Genomic DNA, 17,128 nt, shown 5'->3' on the forward strand with positions numbered 1-17,128 from the left:
AAGTACGGCACACTAGAACCACACGAAAGTGGCCCTGTTTTCAGTTGGCACAAATGGCCCCATTTTCAGTTGGCGTTAACACGGCCTCGTCGAAACTCGACGCTCGCAAGGAACCCTCGTGCGCTTGGACCACCTCGAAACAGTCCGTGGAGCGTTCCGGCTGCGAGCGACGGGCGAATCGTGTCGAGTTGGCGTTCAAGCGGCGGGACGCGAGTTGCAGAGCTTTTTCGTTTCGCTCCGCCACGAGTTGAGTACCTTTCGGGCGTTGTCGATCGATCCTACGTCTAGGGCTTGGCGTGCTGCGGAGAGCGATGTCAGCTCGCCGTCGTTCGGAGCGAACAAGGGCGTGGATTTCTGCAGGAGCGCCGTCGTTCCGGCACCTACGAGCATCGTGAGGGCGTACTGAGCCCGCAGCGCTTGCCAGGCAGCGTCTGCAGTTTGGGTAGCGTCGCCGCAGGAGATCGACTCCAGAAGACCAGTAGCGTATGCGGTCTTGATCTGCTGTGTGGATGCTCCCGGTCCCGGAAGGGATGTGATATAGCTCACATCAGCGTTGCGGTGTGAGGTGAAGGCCGACGACGACGCTTCGACGCGGTCGGGTAGGGTGAGACCAGTCTTGCTCGCTTGGACTCGTGCTTCGACTACCGCGTTCCGGATGCGCGCGCCGTCAACTGCGTCTTGTTCGGGCCAGAGACAGACAGCGGTTGCGTCGCCGGAGCAGACGAGTTCGGCCTCCGGTCGCGGCGCGTATGGAGCCTGTCCGATGCCGGCAACGAGTACGTTCCCCACCAGCATGGCCGCAGTCACAAGCACGGCTCCTGCGGCGTATCCGAGCACGGCGCGGCGCAGAACCAGCACCAGGGCGAAGGTGGCGACGATGGCCACCGAGAGAAGAACAGGCGCTAGCAGCGCCCCGGTGGCGGGAACAAAGGAGAAATCGAACGAGGATTGGGGAAGCCCAAAACCAGTGATGTTGAGCCAGGATGGGTTGCTGGCACCCTGCGCCGACGGCAAGGCGAACCAGAGGTAGCTGGCTACCAGCGCGGTAGGCACGGCAATTGCGGTGTGGGAGAGTCGGCCGAGCAGCGCTCCGAACGCGAACGCCGACAGCAACACGGCCAGGGATGCGGCCGGCACCAACAGGTTCGGAGTGCCCGCCTTGGGGACTCCGCTGTTTTGTACGAGGAGCGCCAGCGTCACCAAATAACCGGCGATCGATCCCACTAACGTCGGCCACACCCGTCGCGACAGCCGGGCGAGATATGCCGTTGCGGGAACCGGTTGATCCGTGCTGGCGTAACGTCGCATTCGGCTCGACTCCCATGTGGTGACGACCGCCGCGGTCAGCACTGCGATGGGAAGACCGTAGCAAGCGACGGAGACCACGGCGTTCCAGTACGGCAGGGTCGTCCAGGTTGCGTTCGCAGTTCGAGTGCCCCACACCATGAGAGCGATCAGTATCGGCGCGGTCCAGACGGCCGGTGCGCTCACCATGCGGGCGAGACGCCGGGGTACGGCGATGCCGCTACGAAGAAGCCACGCCCACAGTGCGACGGCACTCGCAGCAACGACAGTCAGCCCGGCCAGGACAGAGGCCGAGACGAGGGAACCAACGACGTCCTCGGCAAAATATCCGGCAAACCAGAGCACGGCCCACGGCAGTGTGGCAGCGGCAAGCCCTGCCGCCGCGACCTTCAAGCGCAACGCGGCCAGGATTCCTACCGTCGCCAGCGCGAACACCAGCGCTACGCCGACATTACTTGGGGAAAGGACCGTCTCGAAGACCCACCGCTCAGGGTAATACCGGCCGCCGAAACCGCCCGCGACTGCGACGCCGCCAGCGAAGACGGCGAACGCGAGCGCGGCGATGGAGGCAACACCGCGGGTACCCCGCCAGACGAGGGGCGAGGCGATGAGCGCCATAACCGCGAGGGACACCATAAAAGCCAGCGCGATCCAGCTCGGCAGTGAGTACGTCGCTTGCGTCGTCGAGCGCACGACGGCCAGCGCGACCACGCTGGCGAGCACGGCAACCATCGACCAACGGGCCGTGCGACGGTGGCCGGCCACGGCGAAGACACACGCAATCAGCCAGAGCGCATAGGGCAGGGCCCCAGCCGGATCCGACGGGCCAACCCACCACGGCGGGACAATCTGTCTGGCGAGCGGACCAAGATAGGACACGAGCAAGATCGTGAGCGACAGCGCCGTACCACACGCGAACGCCACAGCGGATGCCACCTCCCGCGCCCGCGCCGGCAGCACCGGGTCGATTCGCCGCAACAGACCGCACACGGCGAGATTCAGCAGCTCGGCCACCTGTGGGCGTGTCCGATGCTCCGCGTCCGCGACGTCGAGGAGGGTTCCAACGACAGCGTCCTCATTGTCAACGCGCCACCCGCGCGGATACCAGCGCAACGTTGCGCGATACGCGGCCTCCAGGTCCGCCGGCGGGGTGCTCATCCGTGTGCAGCCATCAGTGCCGGACGCAAGCGAAGACGCGACAACGCCTGCTCGGCGTTGGCCTGCATCCTGGCAACCTCGGCCCGCAACGCCGAGGCTCCATCATCCGTCAGCTCGTAATAACGCCTGAGCCGGCCGTCGACAACTTCTTCACCGGCGCCAGTGACCAGACCCTGCTGCTTGAGGCGATCAAGGGCTGCGTACAGCGTTCCGACCTTAAGGTGCACTCGCCCCTCTGACAACTGCTCGGCATCAGTAATAAGTGCGTATCCGTGCTTGCGCCGATCGGCAAGGGCGGCGAGTACAAAGAACGTCGGTTCGCGCATTTCTGAATCAGCCATAGCAGCAGCATAGTACGAACCTCGATATATAGCGGTCACTTGACTTGATCGGCGGATCCTTATACGATGATCGACATGATATTGCGACCATCTGACTATGATATTCCCGGCGACGGCGACGGCGACGGCGACGACGGCTGACCGCGATGTGCCACGCCCCAGTGCGACATGGCGTGTGCTGCGGTCAGGTCGGGTCCACAACAACAATTTTGACTTCGTACGCCTGCTCGGAGCGCTACTCGTTCTGATCGGGCACGCCTTCGTGCTCACCGCACATTTCCCGGTGCCCCGGTTCGTCGGCATTCCCATTCACACACTCGGAGTCGCCGTATTCTTCTGCGTCAGCGGGTATCTTGTGGAGGGAAGCTGGCTCCGGCGGCCGTGCGCCGGCGGCTTTCTGCGCAACCGCTGTCTGCGAATCTTTCCAGGCCTTATCGCCGTGGTGCTAGTCACTGTGTTCCTCTTGGGCCCATTGGTCACGAATGCAGGGCTGGAATACTTTCAGAATCCGCAGACGTATCAATACCTTCTCTCCATCACGCTGGATGCCCAGTACTTCCTTCCTGGCGTGTTCGGGGATGCTGTCCACGCCAGCAGAGCCGTGAACGGTTCGCTCTGGAGCCTCGGAGTCGAGTTCATCTGTTATCTCGTCGTTCTAGGTGCCGGCCTCGCGTTGCGGCAGCGCGGATACGTAATATTCGCGATCCTCGCCGCCCTCTGCGCCGCCGCCACATTCGCACCAGAGGAGTCGCCACTTGACGGGCTCAAGCCAGCCGCATCCATGGTCGTCTTCTTCGCCGTCGGGGCCATCCTGCGCGCGGTCAAGCCCAGCGTGCGCACGCTCGCGAGCATGACCATTGCCGGTCTCGTCGTGTGGCTCGGGATCGCGATCGCGCTTCCGTCGGGGGCAATCCTTGGCGCGTGGGTCACGCTTCCTGGACTGCTCATCCTGTTAGGGCGCTCGACAACTCCAGGTCTGCGATCGGCCGCGCGGTTTGGGGACCTTTCCTATGGAATCTACCTGTGGGCGTTCCCCGTGCAGCAACTCGTCCTTCATTACTTCGGACATGTGCCACTCGCGTTGAATCTCATTCTCGTATTCGTGTTTACACTACCGCTGGCCTTCATCTCCTGGCATCTGATCGAACGGAGGGCGCTCACCTTCGCGGTGACAACAAGCAGAACCCATCCTGTCCCGGCGTGGCATCCGCGTTGGCACGTAGAAGTAGACGAAGGTAATAGGGGGAAAAGTGGGTAGACGGGCACGAGTAACCGGGCATCAGAGAGCTCGATAGCGGCCGGGAACGCGGTGATCTGCGCTGCGGTGCCGGCGCATTCCCGCTAGGTCCCGAGGAACGGGTCGACGAGGTACTCGGAACACCCCACGGTCGAATTGTCTTGCTCAGGGTTCCCCGTGCGGGAAAGTTGAGAGTCACCTGGTCGAGCGTCCCATCGCCGACGATGATGCCAGGCAACGATGCGGGGAGGTCCACTGCCACGGATCGCATTCCGAGGGCGTTCAGGATGTGAAGGCGGTTCGCTGGCTGGGCTTCAGCAGCAAGGTCGAAGTCATCGCCGACGCGCGTCTGGTCGACCGAGGAAATGGCGATGTTGGAGTCCGTAGTCGCAGATGTCGCCTGCACGCTGAATGCGGGCCGATACAGACGCGCCTCGCCGGTTAGCAACAAAACCATCCACCCAGAATTCAACGCTATCGGGCCCAGCGATGGAACGCCGGACGGGATCGGTGACCGGTGACCGGCCAGCGTTCGTCTTTCGGGACGGGAACGAAAGCGGTTGGTGTGTTTTCATAAGCTCTCTCGCCGAGGAGTCGGCGGTGGATCGTGTCGGTGATCACGAGTCTGCCGATCTCGTTACCGATCGGGATATCGGAGCCAAGGACCAGGCTTCCAGCCTGAACCACCTCGCCGACGCGGTCCCGACCGTTTGCAGTTACGACTCCGGAAACGTTCAAGCGGAAGTCCTCCAGCGCCACGTCGAACCCGCCGTTTCCCGCAGTGATCACAGCGATTCCGGCGATGGTGTTGTCTCCCGAGGCTATGGTGAGCTCGGTCGTGCCGATGACACCGTCGGGGATGACGATGTTGGCCGCGTCGACAGGTACTTTCCGTCTCGGAAAATGGTATGTTTTCTGAAACGGAAAGTCCTTACCAGAAAATGGAGTGCACATGCTCAATGAAGATCAAATCCCTGTTTCTGCACATGATGCCTTGATATCTGCGCGTGCCGCGGAGGACGCGATGCGACAGCGTGCCCGTTCGATTAGACCGTTCATTGCCACCGGCGGTGTCGCGAGTGGCGCTGTCACGGCCGCCGTTCTCCTGCCTGAACCCTGGACATTCGCCGTCAGCGTCGGCGCGTTCGTCGCCATTGTCACCTCTGTCTGGCTGTTCCAGCGCTCTGGACCTCGCCGGCTGATCGCTCAGCCTGGTCAGCACGTAGCCGGACGCCTGGTTCTCGTCGCAGTTATGGTCATGTTTCCGATCGGCGGGCTTCTCATCGGGACCTATACGGATAACGTCTGGGCCATCGCGGCGCTAGCCCTTGCACTTCCCGCCATCATGGTGGTGATCCCATGGTGGTGGGAAAGAAACCTACCCAGCACAGTGGCAGGAAAATAAGCATGCACGCCGCATTCGATGACGTAATTCACGCGCCCAACCGGCTTCGCATCACGGCCGCCCTCTCGGCAGTTGTGAGCGCCGACTTCTCCGTAATCAGAGACTTGTTGAGCGTGAGCGATTCCGTCCTCAGCAAGCACGTCAAGCCGCTCAGTGAAGCAGGCTACGTCGACGTTGTGAAGACCGTGATTAATTCCCATGTCAGGACGTCTCTCACTCTGACCGTGAAGGGCCGAAAAGCCTACCGAGGCCATATTGAAGCCTTGCGAGAACTCACCGCGAATATGGGTGAGGTAGACACGACTGTCGACCAGATTTCCGAACTATAAAAGTTGAAAAGCCGCCGTAGCGCTCATCCTATTTTCACAGTTGCTCTGATCGCCCCGCACAGCGTTCCCTTCTCTAGACGCGAAGTTTTTTCGTCGATTTTCTGGGTGAGTGTCACACTTGGACCTCGGTTGGTCATGGTCTCGTCTGGGGCTCCCCGTCCGGGCAGTGCTCAAGCAGTTCTGCAGTCTGCCAAACTAGGCCCGTGAATGACTGGGAAGAACGGATTAGAACATTCTGGCTTGACGCCAATGGCGCCGACCAGGAGTTCACTTTCGACTCTATGCAGGCCCTGATCGCAGAGCGACGTGACGATGATCCGGCCGCCATCTTCGAGTGGGCGTCGGTGCATGACTTTCTGGGACGGGAAGCGGATGCGATTTCGTTATACCGCCGTGCGCTGAAACTTGGTCTCGATCCTGTCCGCAACTCTCAAGCTCAAATTCAGCTGGCCAGCTCACTTCGCAACGTCGGTGAGACCACCGAAGCGGTCAGGATTCTCGAAGGCCTGAAACAGAACGCAACGGTCGGCGACGCCCACGAAGCTTTTCTGGCTTTAGCGCTCTTCGACGCTGGGCGGCCCGGCGATGCTTTACGAGTCGCCCTCAAGGCTTTGGGAAAGACCCTGCCCCTCTATAGCGGTGCGATTGACCACTACGCTGACGCGATTGTCGACTCCAAGTAGCCGCCTGCGCTCCCGGTGGACAGAGATCCAACCGTCCCGGCGAGGGTTGGGCGTGCGGGGCGTTTTTCTTCGCTCCGGCCTCCGCCACCACCGTTCCCCTATCGGGAATGAATATAAGGTGCCGGATCACTGGCGCCGTTTCTCGGTGGAGGTGCTCCGAATAATGCCGGCGGCGGTGATTGAGACCCTGGCACGTCGCTGATTGGGGCGCGTCGGCGAAGCGGCGGCCGGCCGCGAGCATCCGCTCAGTCATTTCATCATGGCCTTGGTGTCCACTTGCACCAATCACGTGCAGGGTCGCATCGGGCCAGGCCTGCGTCAGCAGCCAGGGCACATCGACGGGGCCGCCGAGGTCGAGCTGGCCGTGGAGCAGCACGCCGGGGATTCCGACAAGACGGTGCGCATTGCGTAGCAGTTGGCCCTCCTCAAGCCGGGCACCGTGCGAGAAATCGTGCAAGACGATGCGGGCGAACTGTAGCCGGAACTGCGGGCCGGTGCAGCTGCGGCACCCGAGAGCGCTCCTCGTCTGAGTCCAAATAGAGAACGACGACGCGCGGACCAAACTCTCGCTGAGCGTCTGCGGCGAGCAGGTAGCCGTCAACGACGAACGCAAGGTGCTCTTTTGGTGACGGCCACTCGAGATTAAACCCCATGAGTGTTTCGAAGGGCACGCTCCAGCGGACGAGTCGTGTTTCAAGCTTTTTCGAGAGTCCGAGTGCCCCGAGTTCAAAAGGCCCGAACCACATATCAGGAGAGGGGGACTTGTCCCAAAGCGGCAGCAACTGGCCATACTCCGCGATCAGAATGACCCTGGTTGGAAATGGCACAAACTCCATCTCCCACCGAGTACCGCAAAACGTCCCCTGTGTGAGCCGGCGGGCTGGCCTCAGAACGGAGACCACGGGAACCGCGAGCTGCGTCGCACATCATCTTCATCACGAACGCCTTGATCGGAAACCACTCCGGGATGAGTAGTTGGCCCAACAGAATCTTTTCACCGAAAAAAGCGATGAGATGTCCTAACCCTTCACTGCTGTTCTATCTGCCGAGGAGAACTCCGTGCACGAAGATGATCGCCGGAAATGTCGCGGTGAAGGCCCAAAAGAAAGTGTCGAGGCCAATCAGCACGGCTGTTCCGAGATGGAGCATGACCCCGGCAAAAAGCAGCGCTACCAGGACGCCAGGGGGAGCCACAAGGGCTACGGGAAAAATGATCTCCACGACGATAACTGACCATCCGACGAAGCCTCCCAGCCAAGGTCGTCTACGAAGTATGGCTGCGGCCGTGGAGTGTCCATAAGTAGCGGTGTTGAGAATGCTTCGCAGCGCTGACCCTTGACGCCACTGTGCGTTGGATGCCTTCGATACTCCCGCAGCGAAATATGCCAACAAAGCCTGCGCCGCGATGAAATACAAACCCACGGCTTGAAAAGGACTCGACGTTGGGAGCAGGAAGGTGAATGCCAAGCCCGCAAGGATGATGACCGATATTTGATTGGAGCCATCTTTGCCATAGCGAATTTGATAGGCCAGGAAAAGACTTGATAGCAAAATGATCGTTGCGTAACTGGCGTAGAGCAGGTTGCTTTGAAACGGAGTGATTAGCGCTATGGAACAGACGATTCGAGCAACCACAACAATACGCAGCCACACTGAGCCGCTGTGCCCGACCATCCATCCACGTGACGCACCGTGTGACCTAGCGAGGATCTGTCTGCTATTCCAGTCAAACAGCCCGCTCGAGCCGAATTCTTTTAAACTGAAAAGCAATTGTAAAGAACCTTGAAGAATTCCTATGCTCACGATGATGGCGGTAATTCGTGCGGCGCTTTCGATTGTCAACATGGCTTATGACACCGGGTGAGTCAGCGAATAAAAACGAACGCGTGGCACAGAAGCTCCGCTCGGACCGCGTGTTTCAACCAAAGCAAACTGGTAAAACGCCTGCGACGACAACGAACCTCCGAGTCGTTTGCGCGCAACGTCAAGCAAGATTACGTATGGCGCGGTGAACTGAAGACGCTCTGCAGGACAGTTGATACTGGAAAGCGCCAGCAGCTGAAACAATTCGATCATGTCCTCTCGGTAGCGTTTTCGCGGGTTCCAAAGGGGAAAGAGAATCCCTCTCGGGGATAAATTCAACTCCAACCATGGACTGACGCCCGTTTCATCGTCGCGACTGCGATAAACAAAGTGATAGTTACTCGCGCCGGGATCTGGCGTAAAAAATGACCATTTTGGTATGAGTGTGAACCGGTCAAACCGTGTAGTTAGCCGGCTGAGCCGATTATTTTTCTGAAATGCGATCGTCAGTAAAAACCAGACAGAGAAAACAACGATTCCAATAACGCCGAATACGGAGCTTGCAATATCGATTATCATGTAACCTTCCTCAGAACGAATCGGTCGGCGAACAGTTTGTAGCGGAAGCGACTTGACGAACGAACTCGTGGCGGGATCGTCTACCGATGCTGGTAGCAGCCAGCTCTTGATGATTTGAGAATACGAAGCAGAGTTCGGGTCATTTCAATCGGGCGGCACGTGCATCCGCTTGGTAGGCCCGAAGGGCCTCCAACGTCTGTGCCGATCGTTGCTCTACAGGAACTTCTGCAAGCTCTTCGCTCATACGCTCTATGTCGCAACGGATAGCCGAACCGCCGTCCGTGACGATCCAGTCGTCATTGGGGTCGACAGGGGTGATGAGGCTGTCGAGGGTGGAGAGTTCGAGATCGGTGAGGCTGATAGCCATGTGCGTTCCGTCTTTCGGGCTCAGAGAAATCGTGTCAACGCTCACTATGAATCCAGGATGACTTGCGGCCGCTCATAATCAAGCGGGCCGGTCCACAGAAAGACGAGGCGTATCGGTTCAACTCCTTAATGTTTATCTGAAAATCATCTTTCGTCAACTATGAAAACGATGAGCAGTGTAGACATATCAGCTCGTTATGGGGAGGCCCTGCAGCGATGTGTTCTGGGGTAGCGGAGCATCAAACCGCCATCCCTGCTGAGTGCGATTGCCTCCTGACGGCCGGGAACCTCTGGCATGCCTGGCCTTGCCCCGGTTAGTCGGCCCAACCCTCCAAGACAGTGAGGGCATGTGCCAGAACGTTGGCCTGATCCGCACAGCTGAGCTTTCCGACGTGGCCCAGTATGCCTACGCGGCAACAGCTCGCGCTGACGCGCGCCTTATCTTTCTGGCCGGTTCCTGCCCGCTGAATCTTGATGGCAGCACCGCAGAAGTCGGAGACTACTCGGCGCAGGCCAGCAAGGCGATGGAAAACCTCGTTATTGCCCTGAAGGCAGCAGGTGCCCAACTCGATGATGTTTTGAGCACGCGAGTTCTCGTCGCATCCTCCAATCAGAGCGACCTCAACAAGGCGGGGGCTGTCGTTCGCGAGGCCTTTGGCACGCATGACGTACCGAGCACACTTCGGGGAGTCACCGTCCTCGGCTCCACGGATCAGCTCGTTGAGTTCGAAGCCGTTGCTGCGAGCCCGACGATGGTCACATAGCCGGCTTTGTCCATGTTCTCGAGGTCGACGGCCTCTGCCACTTGGAGCAGCTGTCCGTAGCACCGGGGGATGCGCGAAAGGGCTGGGGTCGAGCGCTCGTCGAGGCCGCTAAAATTCAAGCGCAGAAGCGCGGCTACCACCGAATTTCGCTTCGCACCTACGCAGACGTCCCTTGGAACGCTCCGTTCTACGCGAGCGCCGGTTTTGTGGAGGAAGAACCAGCAACGCAATTCCATCGTTCCCTTGTCGGCATCGAGGGTGAACTTGGGCTTGACCGATATGGGCGCCGGGTGCAGATGGTTGCCCACGTTGAGGCGCCAGGTTGCATATGTCGTGCAGTAGCGTCGGGAATACGCGCGTCTGAGCGTGGTCGAATGGGATGGATCCAACATGAGCAGTAGTGTCCTCGTTTATACCGGGCGCATCGGGGACCATAATGATCGAGGGATGAAGGGCGCTGCCATCGTGGGAGCCGCCCTTGGTCGTTGGCTGGGGATTGAGCCGACTGTCCTCGGGCATCCCGAACCGGTAATTAACGGTAATTGGGACGTCGAGTTGAAAGAGGCATTGCCCGGGCTCCGGTCGTTGCAAGCGGCTCACGCTGCCGCCCTGAATTTGGGAGGCCATCCTGTGTTCGCGTGGCCGCGGTGCGCCGCAGCCATCGCCACTCTCCCCAACGTTGCCGCACAGCATCCTGACGCCGTCGTGGTGTGGTTTGATGCCCATGCCGATTTGAACACCCCGGAGAACACCACAACTGGTTACCTCGGTGGGCTGGCCTTGAGTGCGTCACTTGGCTGGTGGGACTCCGGACTTGGAGCTGGCCTCGACTCCCGAAACGTAGTTCTCGGAGGGACTCGCGATCTGGACCCAGCGGAGCAGGCACACGTCGACGATGGCACGATCTCCCTCGCGGCCGGACCTGACATGCTCACGCAGCTCGATCGACTCGTTTCGGACCGACCGATCTATTTCCATCTCGATTGCGATGTGCTCGATCCCGGAATCATGCCAACCGACTACAGCGTGCCTCGTGGTCTCACGCTCGATGATCTCACTGCCGTTGCCACACGCCTCGCGCACAATCCCATTGTCGGTGTCGAAATTAGTGAATTCGAAGACCACGGCGATGCGGAGCTGGCCCACTCCCAGGCAGAGCGCCTTGTCTCCGCACTTGCCCCGCTTCTGGGCACCAATCGCTGAAAGCCGCACCGGATGGTCGGTTTCTGTGCACTGCTTAAAGCAGTCGAAACGGTTCGGAACAAAACCCTGTGATGAGCGGTTTTGCTGCACAACGTCGCTAGAAAGGTTGATGGCAAGCGCGAAGGGAACAGCGCACACACGTCAACTGTGGAGCAGGCGAGCAGGCGCGGTCGTAGCGCTCCTGTTCCGCGTTCACCGATTAATCGAAATTCCGATAGAAAGTGCCCTTTGTGGGGAATCGTCACACCAAGTTCATGATCCGTTCGTTCGCGCCTTGACGGCTTTCGAAACGCTGTCCGGCTGCATTACCCTGGTCGATGAGCACCTTCGCTAACGAGCAACGGGAGGTTGGGGAGCCCGAGCAACCCGAGCAGGAAAACTCGCAGGTCCGCATCAGTATGCTTATCGGCATGGATGTGTTTGGGTGGATTGCGGCAGTCGTGGGAGCGATGGGAGCCGTGCTCTTCATCGCATCCTTGATTCGTACTATTCGGGCCAACCCCGACACGAGAATCCCCTTCAATCGGAATCCTGCGCTCATTCCGGCCGGATCCATTGCGATGCGGAGCATTGGCGCAGGACTCCTTGTCTTCGGCGGGGCAGCACTGACTAATACCCTCGGAATATGGAGCGTGATCGTTGTCGTCGGTGTTGTTCTCGTCACACTGGCCATAATCATCGTTCACAACCATCGCCTCATTGTCACAGCAAACCACTGACTGCTACGGGTCCCGTTCCCGGTCAAGGTTCGACTTGCGGGACTGGAGCGAGAGGTGTCGATGGCCGGCTCGAAGTTCCCGGTCGCTGTTCGGCTTACGGGTTCAGATTTCGGAATGCCGTATCTGATCGGTGCCTCGATGCAACCTGGGTGGAGTCGAGATGGCTGGAACGGTAACGCACCGGAGTGTTCTCCATCAAAACGCGGTTCCGAAATCAAATTCTTTGAAACCGCACGCTTTAGGTCGATGGATCGGCGGGGTCATCAGCCTGCGGTATCGTGGCGCGGATGACCGAAATCGAAGCATCAAGTGTCGATTGTCCGTTCTGCCGGATTGTGACGGGATCGCTTCCGCATCACGTCATTGACGAGGATGACGACTGGATTGCCTTCCTCAACATCACGCCGGCTGCGCCCGGCCATACCCTTGTCGTTCCGAAACAGCACGTGGCGTATCTGTGGGATCTGAACCCGGAGATAGCTGCGGGTCTCGGAGTGGGCTTGCAACGAGTGGCTCGGCGACTGGAAGATCGCCTAAAACCCGATGGGCTGACCGTTTTCCAGTCCAACCGATCGGCTGGGTGGCAGACAGTGTTTCATGCTCATTTTCACCTCGTACCTCGTTCCGAAGGCGACGAATTGGTCCCCTCTTGGACGAAACGGGATAGTGACCCGAATGAGCTTGCTGTTATCGCTGGCAAGCTGACGTAGCGGGTGCGATTTCCCTGCGGAATCTGGACGCGACCACCGGACACGATTTCGTATTGCGCAAAGTGGGCGTCCTTTCCCGTCTGACTTGTGGGGCGATAAACGGTTGACCGCAAAGCGTTGAAAAGCTCCGCCAATTCCGCGCTGGAATGTAGACCGCGTGCGAGTCTGTCGAGTTCGGCATTGACGAGGGTGTCCCCAGTACGGCAGGCGGCCAGCACTTCGCGAAGCCCCGGCCGGGCGCGGTTCGTTCCGGTCAGGCCATAATCGGTGTAGATCAGTGCCGATCTAACGCCAGTCGGTCTGGGGCATTTTGTTGGGAGGTTCCTCGCTCAAAACTTGATCGTGTTCCACCATGTCTGACGTTGTCGTCGGATTGTCGTGGTGGTGTCGTGGTGGTGTCGTGGTGCTGGCGTGGCGTGGCGGCCGGGTTGTCTTCTAGGTTGAGTGCATGAACAAGACACACATTGGTGAACTTCGTCGGGCCCGCGGATGGACTCAGGAGCGGCTGGCGGCGGAGAGCGGGGTCGCGGGGCGAACGATCCAACGGTTGGAAGCAGGTAACGATGCCAGTGTGGAAACGGTGGCTTTGATTGCGAATGCGCTAGAGGTACCTGTCAGGGACCTCTTTGTGAGCGTTGAGAGCATCGACTTCGGTGAGGCGGTGGAACAGTTAGATGCTCGCACGAGCGCGCAGCAAGCCCGCCGTGATTCCATCACGCACGCGTACACTTATCTGTTCCAAGGCATCGGAGTCCTGGTCACCTTCGCGACGATCGTTCTGGCATTCACCGGGACGTTTTCGTGGCTGGGATGGTTCATCATTCCTGCCTACTGGGCTGGAGTCCGGTTGCTCTTCGGCTTTCTCTTCCGAATCGTCATCGGCCCACGGTTGGATGCGAAATATCCCCTTTCGCTTCCCTCGCGGGCCGCTGCAGACTACTGACCAGTTTTCGCGCCCGCGACGGAATCTCATGTATATCGGTCACTACGCAGCTGCTGCAGTGTTGGTTACGCTCGTGCCGGCCTCGCCGGTGATCCCGATCGCTGTCGGCGTCGCCTGGCCGGACCTGGTGTGGCCCGTACTCGTCCTCATGGGCCGCGAACGCGTCACGGTGGGGCGGAACGACCCACTGCAACGTTCTATCCGATTCGAGTCCTACCCGTTCTCCCACTCGCTGGTGCTCGGCAACCTGTTCACGCTTGTGCCCGCCGCGATCGTCGCTCTTCTCTATGACAGCGTTTTGATTGGGATGCTGTTCTGGGTCGCCGCCATCTCACACTGGGTCCTCGATCTCGTGGTGCACATGCACGGCCTGCCTGTCCTTGGCTTCGGCGGCAAAGACCACAAGCTCGGATTCGGACTGTGGCAGTACCCGAGAACAGCCTTCGTCACCGAGTACATCTTCTTCGCCACCGTCGTCCTCCTTACCGCTCGACCGACGGCGTATGTGGGTGTGCTCAGCGGGGGTTTGTTTCTGCACCTCCTGAACGCGAACTCGTTCTTCGGGTTCAGCAGACGTAACCCGTTCAGCACGCCAACCCGGTTAGCGCTCATCACTCTCGTTGGGTATATCGGCGCCATCGCCTGGTTCACACTCGCCTGGCAATGAGCGACAGAGATCGAGATGTCTCTCCCGCCGATCACCGTATCAACGGCTAGAGACGCCTCTTTCGCTCGATATTCGCCACTGTCGCAGGATCAATGTTCATAAGCCCTGTCTAACAGCACCAGCGACCGCCGGCCGGCACCGAGAAGACCGACCCGCGCGTACTCGACATGCTCGGCGTCGTTTAGCGTTCTGCTTGCGGGCGCTATGAACGTGCGTGGCGCTCCGATCCTCCGATTCAATGACTGGATGACACCGCGCACAATCACTCACGTCCCCAAGGCCACGGTCGGCGATCGACTCGCGACTGGGCTGAGTGGCGACGGGCTTTCGGAGGATTCAATGATCGAATATCCTCGTGCGCGGAGTCGGCGACGCTCCTCGGACAAGTGGTTCAGCAGCCGGACGCGGGTTCCTCGGCTGTGGGATAGAACAAGTGCCGCTGCCCGTGCTGCATCTCTCGATTGGACGGCTGCGATGATCTCCAAATGTTCCGTGCGGGCGTGTGCGCGAGACTCGGCCGTGCGGACTTCGAGCCAGCGGGTACGGCTGAGCCGGGTGAGCGCCCCATTCATCGCAGCAGCGAAAAATTTGTTGCGGGACAACCGCGAGGGCGCCACGTGGAAGTCTCCGCCATCTCGAAGCCCAGTCTCTTCGTTTTCTTTCCCGGGGATGACGCAATGATGGAACGCAGAGCGGTCAGTTCATCCTCAACGACACGCTCGATCACCAGCGTGATCGCGGCCGCTTCGACCGCTTCGACCGCTTCACGGTATTCCATGACCGCACGAACGGGGTATCACAACGGTCGGTCTACTACCGAGCTGTGTTGGGTCGAAACGTGCCGGACATTCGTGCGGATGACGGATTAACTCGACTCCTCGTGAAACTGGACCCTGCGTTAAAAAGATCAAACCGAAGCCTGAAGCACCCCTTGTTGCCGTGCACCACGACCGCAATGATTGATTCATGGTAGACAAAGCGAACGATGTCGATGCGGTCTGGGATGACTGGAAAAAGGCGGTCACGATGACCGCCAGTGAGATCACGTCGTGGCTCGACACCGACGAATCGCGGGAGGTCGGCCAGAAAGACGATGGCAGTGGAGAGTCCATCGGGCATAGGTCTGGCCGCAGGATCGTGACGATTCTTGGAAAGAAGAAAGCCGATCTGACCGCCTCTGATATTGAACACATGCATAAGGTGGTCGGCTACGTGAAGCGGCATGGAGCCCAGGGACCAGAGTCCGATGTCGAGCACTCACGGTGGCGCTATTCGCTCATGAACTGGGGAAACGATCCGCTGAAATAGGTCTCAGAGTTCCGGAGGGAGCAGCGGTCGATCGGCGTGGGGTGGTCGGTCATGATGTCGGCCCATCAGCCAGATCTGGGCAGCACCAAATCAGTCCCTGCGCGGGCCGTAGGTGAGCAGGGCGTTGCCATTACTCGTCATCACAGATGACTGAAGCGTCAGCCGAGTCACCGGGTCGGTCGGCTCGAACAAATGACGTCCCCCTCCTGCGACTACCGGGTGTGTCATAAGTGAGAGCGAGTCGAGCAGCCCGGCAAACAAGAGCTGCCGCACCAAAGAGATACCGCCGATCAGGGAGATCTCACCGCCCTCTGTGCGCTTCAGGTCGGTCACGAATTCGGTGAGGTCGCCGGTGACCAGCGTTGAATTCTGCCAGGCCAGGTCGCCGGTCAGTGTGCGCGAGGCGACGAATTTTTGCACCGCATTGATGAATGCTCCGAACGGGTCATCGTTCTCGGTACCGGGCCAGTAGCCGGCCCATTCCTCATAGCCGACTCGCCCGAGCAGAACCGTGTCGACGCGGCTCATCATGGCGGTCATTTCGACACCCAGCTCCTCGTCAAAGCTGTCGAACTGCCAGAGGTTCGGCGACTCGACCACGCCATCGAGAGACATGAATAGGCCGGCAGTCAGTTTTCGCATCAGAGTTCTCCCAAGGTCGGTCGAATGCTAGTACCAATCAGCGCAGACGGTCGAGGTAGCGCAGAATAACGCCCTCGCGCAGTGCCCACGGCGACACCTCGAGTTCTGCAGCCCCGAACGCGGCCATCGCCGCGCTGAGCACAATGCCGCCGGCCACGATCTGAAAGGTGCGATCGGCGGTGATGCCGGGCAGCGCCGGGCGGGCTTCGGCGGGAATGCGGGCGAGACGCGGCACCCAGTCATCGAGTTCGGTACGGCTGAGGCGCAGCCGGTCAGCGGCTCCGACACCGTCCGAGGTCGACCCGGCCAAGCGGGCCAGCGACCGAATCGCTTTTGACGACCCGACAATGTGGTGTGGTGCCGGCAGATGCGCGAACGCTCCGACGACATCGTGTAAAACGGATGCTGCGTGCTTGCGCAACGCAGTCACCTCGTTCGGCAGCGGAGGATCGTGATGCAGAAATCCGACGGTGCTGCGCCCGGCACCCAGCGGCAGGGACAGGGCGACCTCGGGAAACTCAGCTCCGCCGGCGGCGATCTCCAGCGACCCGCCGCCGATGTCGAACAGAAGAATATTGCCGGCCGACCAGCCGTACCAGCGTCGCACGGCCAAAAAAGTTAGCCGGGCCTCGTCCTCACCCGACAACACCTGCAGGGACACACCGGTTTCTTGTTCTACTTGGTCGAGCAGCTCTGGACCGTTGGTCGCCTCACGCAGCGCCGAGGTGGCGAACGGCAGCAGTTCGTCGATGTTGTGCTGCTGGGCAACATCCGCTGCATGCTGCACAGATTTTAGAACCGCAGCGACACCCTCATCGTTGATGGCACCCTCGGGCGTGATGTAGCGCATGAGGCGCAGCACGCTCTTATCGGCGGCCATCGGCACGGGCGGGGCCCCTTCGTGCGCGTCGACAACCAGCAGGTGGACGGTATTCGAACCGACATCGAGGACTCCAAGGCGCACAT

24 protein-coding genes are annotated in these 17,128 nt (G+C 59.9%); 13 read left to right on the forward strand and 11 right to left on the reverse strand.

The features are described 5' to 3' along the window. Window positions 1-195: 195 nt before the first annotated feature. Together CXY72_RS02240 and CXY72_RS02245 are read right to left on the reverse strand one after the other, a co-directional pair. Window positions 196-2,463 (reverse strand): hypothetical protein, encoded by a 2,268-nt coding sequence (locus CXY72_RS02240; protein ID WP_104126095.1) that lies wholly within the window; start codon window positions 2,461-2,463, stop codon window positions 196-198. Further along, complete coding sequence (locus tag CXY72_RS02245; protein WP_104126096.1) at window positions 2,460-2,804, reverse strand: PadR family transcriptional regulator; 345 nt, start codon at window positions 2,802-2,804, stop codon at window positions 2,460-2,462. The genes CXY72_RS02240 and CXY72_RS02245 overlap by 4 nt, the downstream gene beginning before the upstream one ends. Before the next feature lie 97 nt (window positions 2,805-2,901). On the opposite strand from CXY72_RS02245, the gene CXY72_RS02250 reads away from it, so the two are divergent. Beyond that, window positions 2,902-4,062, forward strand: a complete 1,161-nt coding sequence (locus CXY72_RS02250) for an acyltransferase (RefSeq protein WP_104126097.1) — start codon at window positions 2,902-2,904, stop codon at window positions 4,060-4,062. A gap of 453 nt (window positions 4,063-4,515) precedes the next feature. On the opposite strand, the gene CXY72_RS02255 is transcribed toward CXY72_RS02250, so the two are convergent. Continuing rightward, on the reverse strand, window positions 4,516-4,995 hold the full coding sequence (locus CXY72_RS02255; protein ID WP_104126098.1) for a hypothetical protein: 480 nt from the start codon (window positions 4,993-4,995) through the stop codon (window positions 4,516-4,518). A 70-nt stretch (window positions 4,996-5,065) separates the two neighbouring features. Here CXY72_RS02255 and CXY72_RS02260 point away from each other — a divergent pair, with 70 nt between their 5' ends. The 4 genes from CXY72_RS02260 to CXY72_RS02275 all read left to right on the forward strand — a co-directional run bounded on the left by CXY72_RS02260 (window position 5,066) and on the right by CXY72_RS02275 (window position 6,870). Next, window positions 5,066-5,446 carry a hypothetical protein gene (locus tag CXY72_RS02260; RefSeq protein ID WP_146071022.1) on the forward strand — a complete coding sequence of 127 codons (381 nt, stop codon included), beginning with the start codon at window positions 5,066-5,068 and terminating at the stop codon, window positions 5,444-5,446. 2 nt (window positions 5,447-5,448) lie between these two features. Further along, window positions 5,449-5,775, forward strand: a complete 327-nt coding sequence (locus CXY72_RS02265) for a transcriptional regulator (protein ID WP_104126100.1) — start codon at window positions 5,449-5,451, stop codon at window positions 5,773-5,775. A 203-nt stretch (window positions 5,776-5,978) separates the two neighbouring features. After that, window positions 5,979-6,458 carry a tetratricopeptide repeat protein gene (locus CXY72_RS02270; RefSeq protein WP_233197614.1) on the forward strand — a complete coding sequence of 160 codons (480 nt, stop codon included), beginning with the start codon at window positions 5,979-5,981 and terminating at the stop codon, window positions 6,456-6,458. Window positions 6,459-6,660: 202 nt separating this feature from the next. Then, window positions 6,661-6,870 carry a hypothetical protein gene (locus CXY72_RS02275; protein WP_104126101.1) on the forward strand — a complete coding sequence of 70 codons (210 nt, stop codon included), beginning with the start codon at window positions 6,661-6,663 and terminating at the stop codon, window positions 6,868-6,870. A 626-nt stretch (window positions 6,871-7,496) separates the two neighbouring features. Here CXY72_RS02275 and CXY72_RS02285 read toward each other — a convergent pair. The 3 genes from CXY72_RS02285 to CXY72_RS02295 form a co-directional block, all read right to left on the reverse strand. Further along, on the reverse strand, window positions 7,497-8,303 hold the full coding sequence (locus CXY72_RS02285; RefSeq protein ID WP_146071023.1) for a hypothetical protein: 807 nt from the start codon (window positions 8,301-8,303) through the stop codon (window positions 7,497-7,499). A gap of 3 nt (window positions 8,304-8,306) precedes the next feature. After that, on the reverse strand, window positions 8,307-8,840 hold the full coding sequence (locus tag CXY72_RS19130; RefSeq protein ID WP_146071024.1) for a hypothetical protein: 534 nt from the start codon (window positions 8,838-8,840) through the stop codon (window positions 8,307-8,309). Between the two features lie 139 nt (window positions 8,841-8,979). Next, complete coding sequence (locus tag CXY72_RS02295; protein WP_104126105.1) at window positions 8,980-9,252, reverse strand: hypothetical protein; 273 nt, start codon at window positions 9,250-9,252, stop codon at window positions 8,980-8,982. 301 nt (window positions 9,253-9,553) lie between these two features. Here CXY72_RS02295 and CXY72_RS02300 point away from each other — a divergent pair, with 301 nt between their 5' ends. From CXY72_RS02300 to CXY72_RS02320, 5 genes are all read left to right on the forward strand, one after another. After that, window positions 9,554-9,970, forward strand: a complete 417-nt coding sequence (locus tag CXY72_RS02300) for a RidA family protein (protein ID WP_104126106.1) — start codon at window positions 9,554-9,556, stop codon at window positions 9,968-9,970. A gap of 41 nt (window positions 9,971-10,011) precedes the next feature. Then, window positions 10,012-10,371 carry a GNAT family N-acetyltransferase gene (locus CXY72_RS02305; RefSeq protein ID WP_370446193.1) on the forward strand — a complete coding sequence of 120 codons (360 nt, stop codon included), beginning with the start codon at window positions 10,012-10,014 and terminating at the stop codon, window positions 10,369-10,371. Next, on the forward strand, window positions 10,361-11,173 hold the full coding sequence (locus tag CXY72_RS02310; protein WP_104126108.1) for an arginase family protein: 813 nt from the start codon (window positions 10,361-10,363) through the stop codon (window positions 11,171-11,173). The genes CXY72_RS02305 and CXY72_RS02310 overlap by 11 nt, the downstream gene beginning before the upstream one ends. 317 nt (window positions 11,174-11,490) lie before the next feature. Further along, the gene (locus CXY72_RS02315; protein ID WP_104126109.1) at window positions 11,491-11,892 is read left to right on the forward strand and encodes a hypothetical protein; all 402 of its coding nucleotides are present in this window, start codon (window positions 11,491-11,493) and stop codon (window positions 11,890-11,892) included. A gap of 287 nt (window positions 11,893-12,179) precedes the next feature. Next, complete coding sequence (locus tag CXY72_RS02320) at window positions 12,180-12,602, forward strand: HIT family protein (protein WP_104126110.1); 423 nt, start codon at window positions 12,180-12,182, stop codon at window positions 12,600-12,602. Here the strand turns inward: CXY72_RS02320 and CXY72_RS02325 are convergent. Continuing rightward, entirely contained in the window at window positions 12,500-12,820 is a 321-nt protein-coding gene (locus CXY72_RS02325; protein ID WP_233197615.1) for a hypothetical protein, read from the reverse strand. The two genes, CXY72_RS02320 and CXY72_RS02325, sit on opposite strands and share 103 nt — an antisense overlap. Before the next feature lie 230 nt (window positions 12,821-13,050). On the opposite strand from CXY72_RS02325, the gene CXY72_RS02330 reads away from it, so the two are divergent. Together CXY72_RS02330 and CXY72_RS02335 are read left to right on the forward strand one after the other, a co-directional pair. Further along, complete coding sequence (locus CXY72_RS02330) at window positions 13,051-13,545, forward strand: helix-turn-helix domain-containing protein (protein WP_104126112.1); 495 nt, start codon at window positions 13,051-13,053, stop codon at window positions 13,543-13,545. Between the two features lie 28 nt (window positions 13,546-13,573). Further along, window positions 13,574-14,212: a hypothetical protein gene (locus tag CXY72_RS02335; protein WP_104126113.1), complete on the forward strand. Its 639-nt coding sequence runs from the start codon at window positions 13,574-13,576 to the stop codon at window positions 14,210-14,212. A gap of 266 nt (window positions 14,213-14,478) precedes the next feature. Here CXY72_RS02335 and CXY72_RS20515 read toward each other — a convergent pair whose 3' ends face one another. Both CXY72_RS20515 and CXY72_RS19740 read right to left on the reverse strand, forming a co-directional pair. Continuing rightward, window positions 14,479-14,784, reverse strand: a complete 306-nt coding sequence (locus CXY72_RS20515; RefSeq protein WP_370446194.1) for an FCD domain-containing protein — start codon at window positions 14,782-14,784, stop codon at window positions 14,479-14,481. After that, window positions 14,781-14,990 (reverse strand): hypothetical protein, encoded by a 210-nt coding sequence (locus CXY72_RS19740; protein ID WP_146071025.1) that lies wholly within the window; start codon window positions 14,988-14,990, stop codon window positions 14,781-14,783. Before CXY72_RS19740 ends, CXY72_RS20515 begins: the two co-directional genes overlap by 4 nt. 188 nt (window positions 14,991-15,178) lie before the next feature. On the opposite strand from CXY72_RS19740, the gene CXY72_RS02345 reads away from it, so the two are divergent. Then, the gene (locus CXY72_RS02345) at window positions 15,179-15,520 is read left to right on the forward strand and encodes a DUF3140 domain-containing protein (RefSeq protein WP_104126115.1); all 342 of its coding nucleotides are present in this window, start codon (window positions 15,179-15,181) and stop codon (window positions 15,518-15,520) included. Window positions 15,521-15,610: 90 nt separating this feature from the next. Here CXY72_RS02345 and CXY72_RS02350 read toward each other — a convergent pair whose 3' ends face one another. Next, window positions 15,611-16,162 carry a dihydrofolate reductase family protein gene (locus CXY72_RS02350; protein WP_104126116.1) on the reverse strand — a complete coding sequence of 184 codons (552 nt, stop codon included), beginning with the start codon at window positions 16,160-16,162 and terminating at the stop codon, window positions 15,611-15,613. Window positions 16,163-16,199: 37 nt separating this feature from the next. Further along, window positions 16,200-17,126, reverse strand: coding sequence for a Ppx/GppA phosphatase family protein (locus tag CXY72_RS02355; protein WP_104126117.1), 927 nt, complete (start codon window positions 17,124-17,126; stop codon window positions 16,200-16,202). Window positions 17,127-17,128 lie beyond the last annotated feature (2 nt).

Source organism: Cryobacterium sp. Y57 (assembly GCF_002929505.1).
Classification (GTDB): Bacteria; Actinomycetota; Actinomycetes; order Actinomycetales; family Microbacteriaceae; genus Cryobacterium.

Bases quoted from the DNA above. Each gene is read 5' to 3' on its own strand.
- CXY72_RS02320 (WP_104126110.1), top strand. From the start codon at position 12,180: ATGACCGAAATCGAAGCATCAAGTGTCGATTGTCCGTTCTGCCGGATT.
- CXY72_RS02245 (WP_104126096.1), bottom strand. From the start codon at position 2,804: ATGGCTGATTCAGAAATGCGCGAACCGACGTTCTTTGTACTCGCCGCC.
- CXY72_RS02335 (WP_104126113.1), top strand. From the start codon at position 13,574: ATGTATATCGGTCACTACGCAGCTGCTGCAGTGTTGGTTACGCTCGTG.
- CXY72_RS02250 (WP_104126097.1), top strand. From the start codon at position 2,902: ATGATATTCCCGGCGACGGCGACGGCGACGGCGACGACGGCTGACCGC.
- CXY72_RS20515 (WP_370446194.1), bottom strand. From the start codon at position 14,784: ATGAATGGGGCGCTCACCCGGCTCAGCCGTACCCGCTGGCTCGAAGTC.
- CXY72_RS02240 (WP_104126095.1), bottom strand. From the start codon at position 2,463: ATGAGCACCCCGCCGGCGGACCTGGAGGCCGCGTATCGCGCAACGTTG.
- CXY72_RS02350 (WP_104126116.1), bottom strand. From the start codon at position 16,162: ATGCGAAAACTGACTGCCGGCCTATTCATGTCTCTCGATGGCGTGGTC.
- CXY72_RS19130 (WP_146071024.1), bottom strand. From the start codon at position 8,840: ATGATAATCGATATTGCAAGCTCCGTATTCGGCGTTATTGGAATCGTT.
- CXY72_RS02300 (WP_104126106.1), top strand. From the start codon at position 9,554: ATGTGCCAGAACGTTGGCCTGATCCGCACAGCTGAGCTTTCCGACGTG.
- CXY72_RS02310 (WP_104126108.1), top strand. From the start codon at position 10,361: ATGAGCAGTAGTGTCCTCGTTTATACCGGGCGCATCGGGGACCATAAT.
- CXY72_RS02330 (WP_104126112.1), top strand. From the start codon at position 13,051: ATGAACAAGACACACATTGGTGAACTTCGTCGGGCCCGCGGATGGACT.
- CXY72_RS02255 (WP_104126098.1), bottom strand. From the start codon at position 4,995: ATGTGCACTCCATTTTCTGGTAAGGACTTTCCGTTTCAGAAAACATAC.
- CXY72_RS02315 (WP_104126109.1), top strand. From the start codon at position 11,491: ATGAGCACCTTCGCTAACGAGCAACGGGAGGTTGGGGAGCCCGAGCAA.
- CXY72_RS02265 (WP_104126100.1), top strand. From the start codon at position 5,449: ATGCACGCCGCATTCGATGACGTAATTCACGCGCCCAACCGGCTTCGC.
- CXY72_RS02345 (WP_104126115.1), top strand. From the start codon at position 15,179: ATGGTAGACAAAGCGAACGATGTCGATGCGGTCTGGGATGACTGGAAA.
- CXY72_RS02285 (WP_146071023.1), bottom strand. From the start codon at position 8,303: ATGTTGACAATCGAAAGCGCCGCACGAATTACCGCCATCATCGTGAGC.
- CXY72_RS19740 (WP_146071025.1), bottom strand. From the start codon at position 14,990: ATGGAATACCGTGAAGCGGTCGAAGCGGTCGAAGCGGCCGCGATCACG.
- CXY72_RS02260 (WP_146071022.1), top strand. From the start codon at position 5,066: ATGCGACAGCGTGCCCGTTCGATTAGACCGTTCATTGCCACCGGCGGT.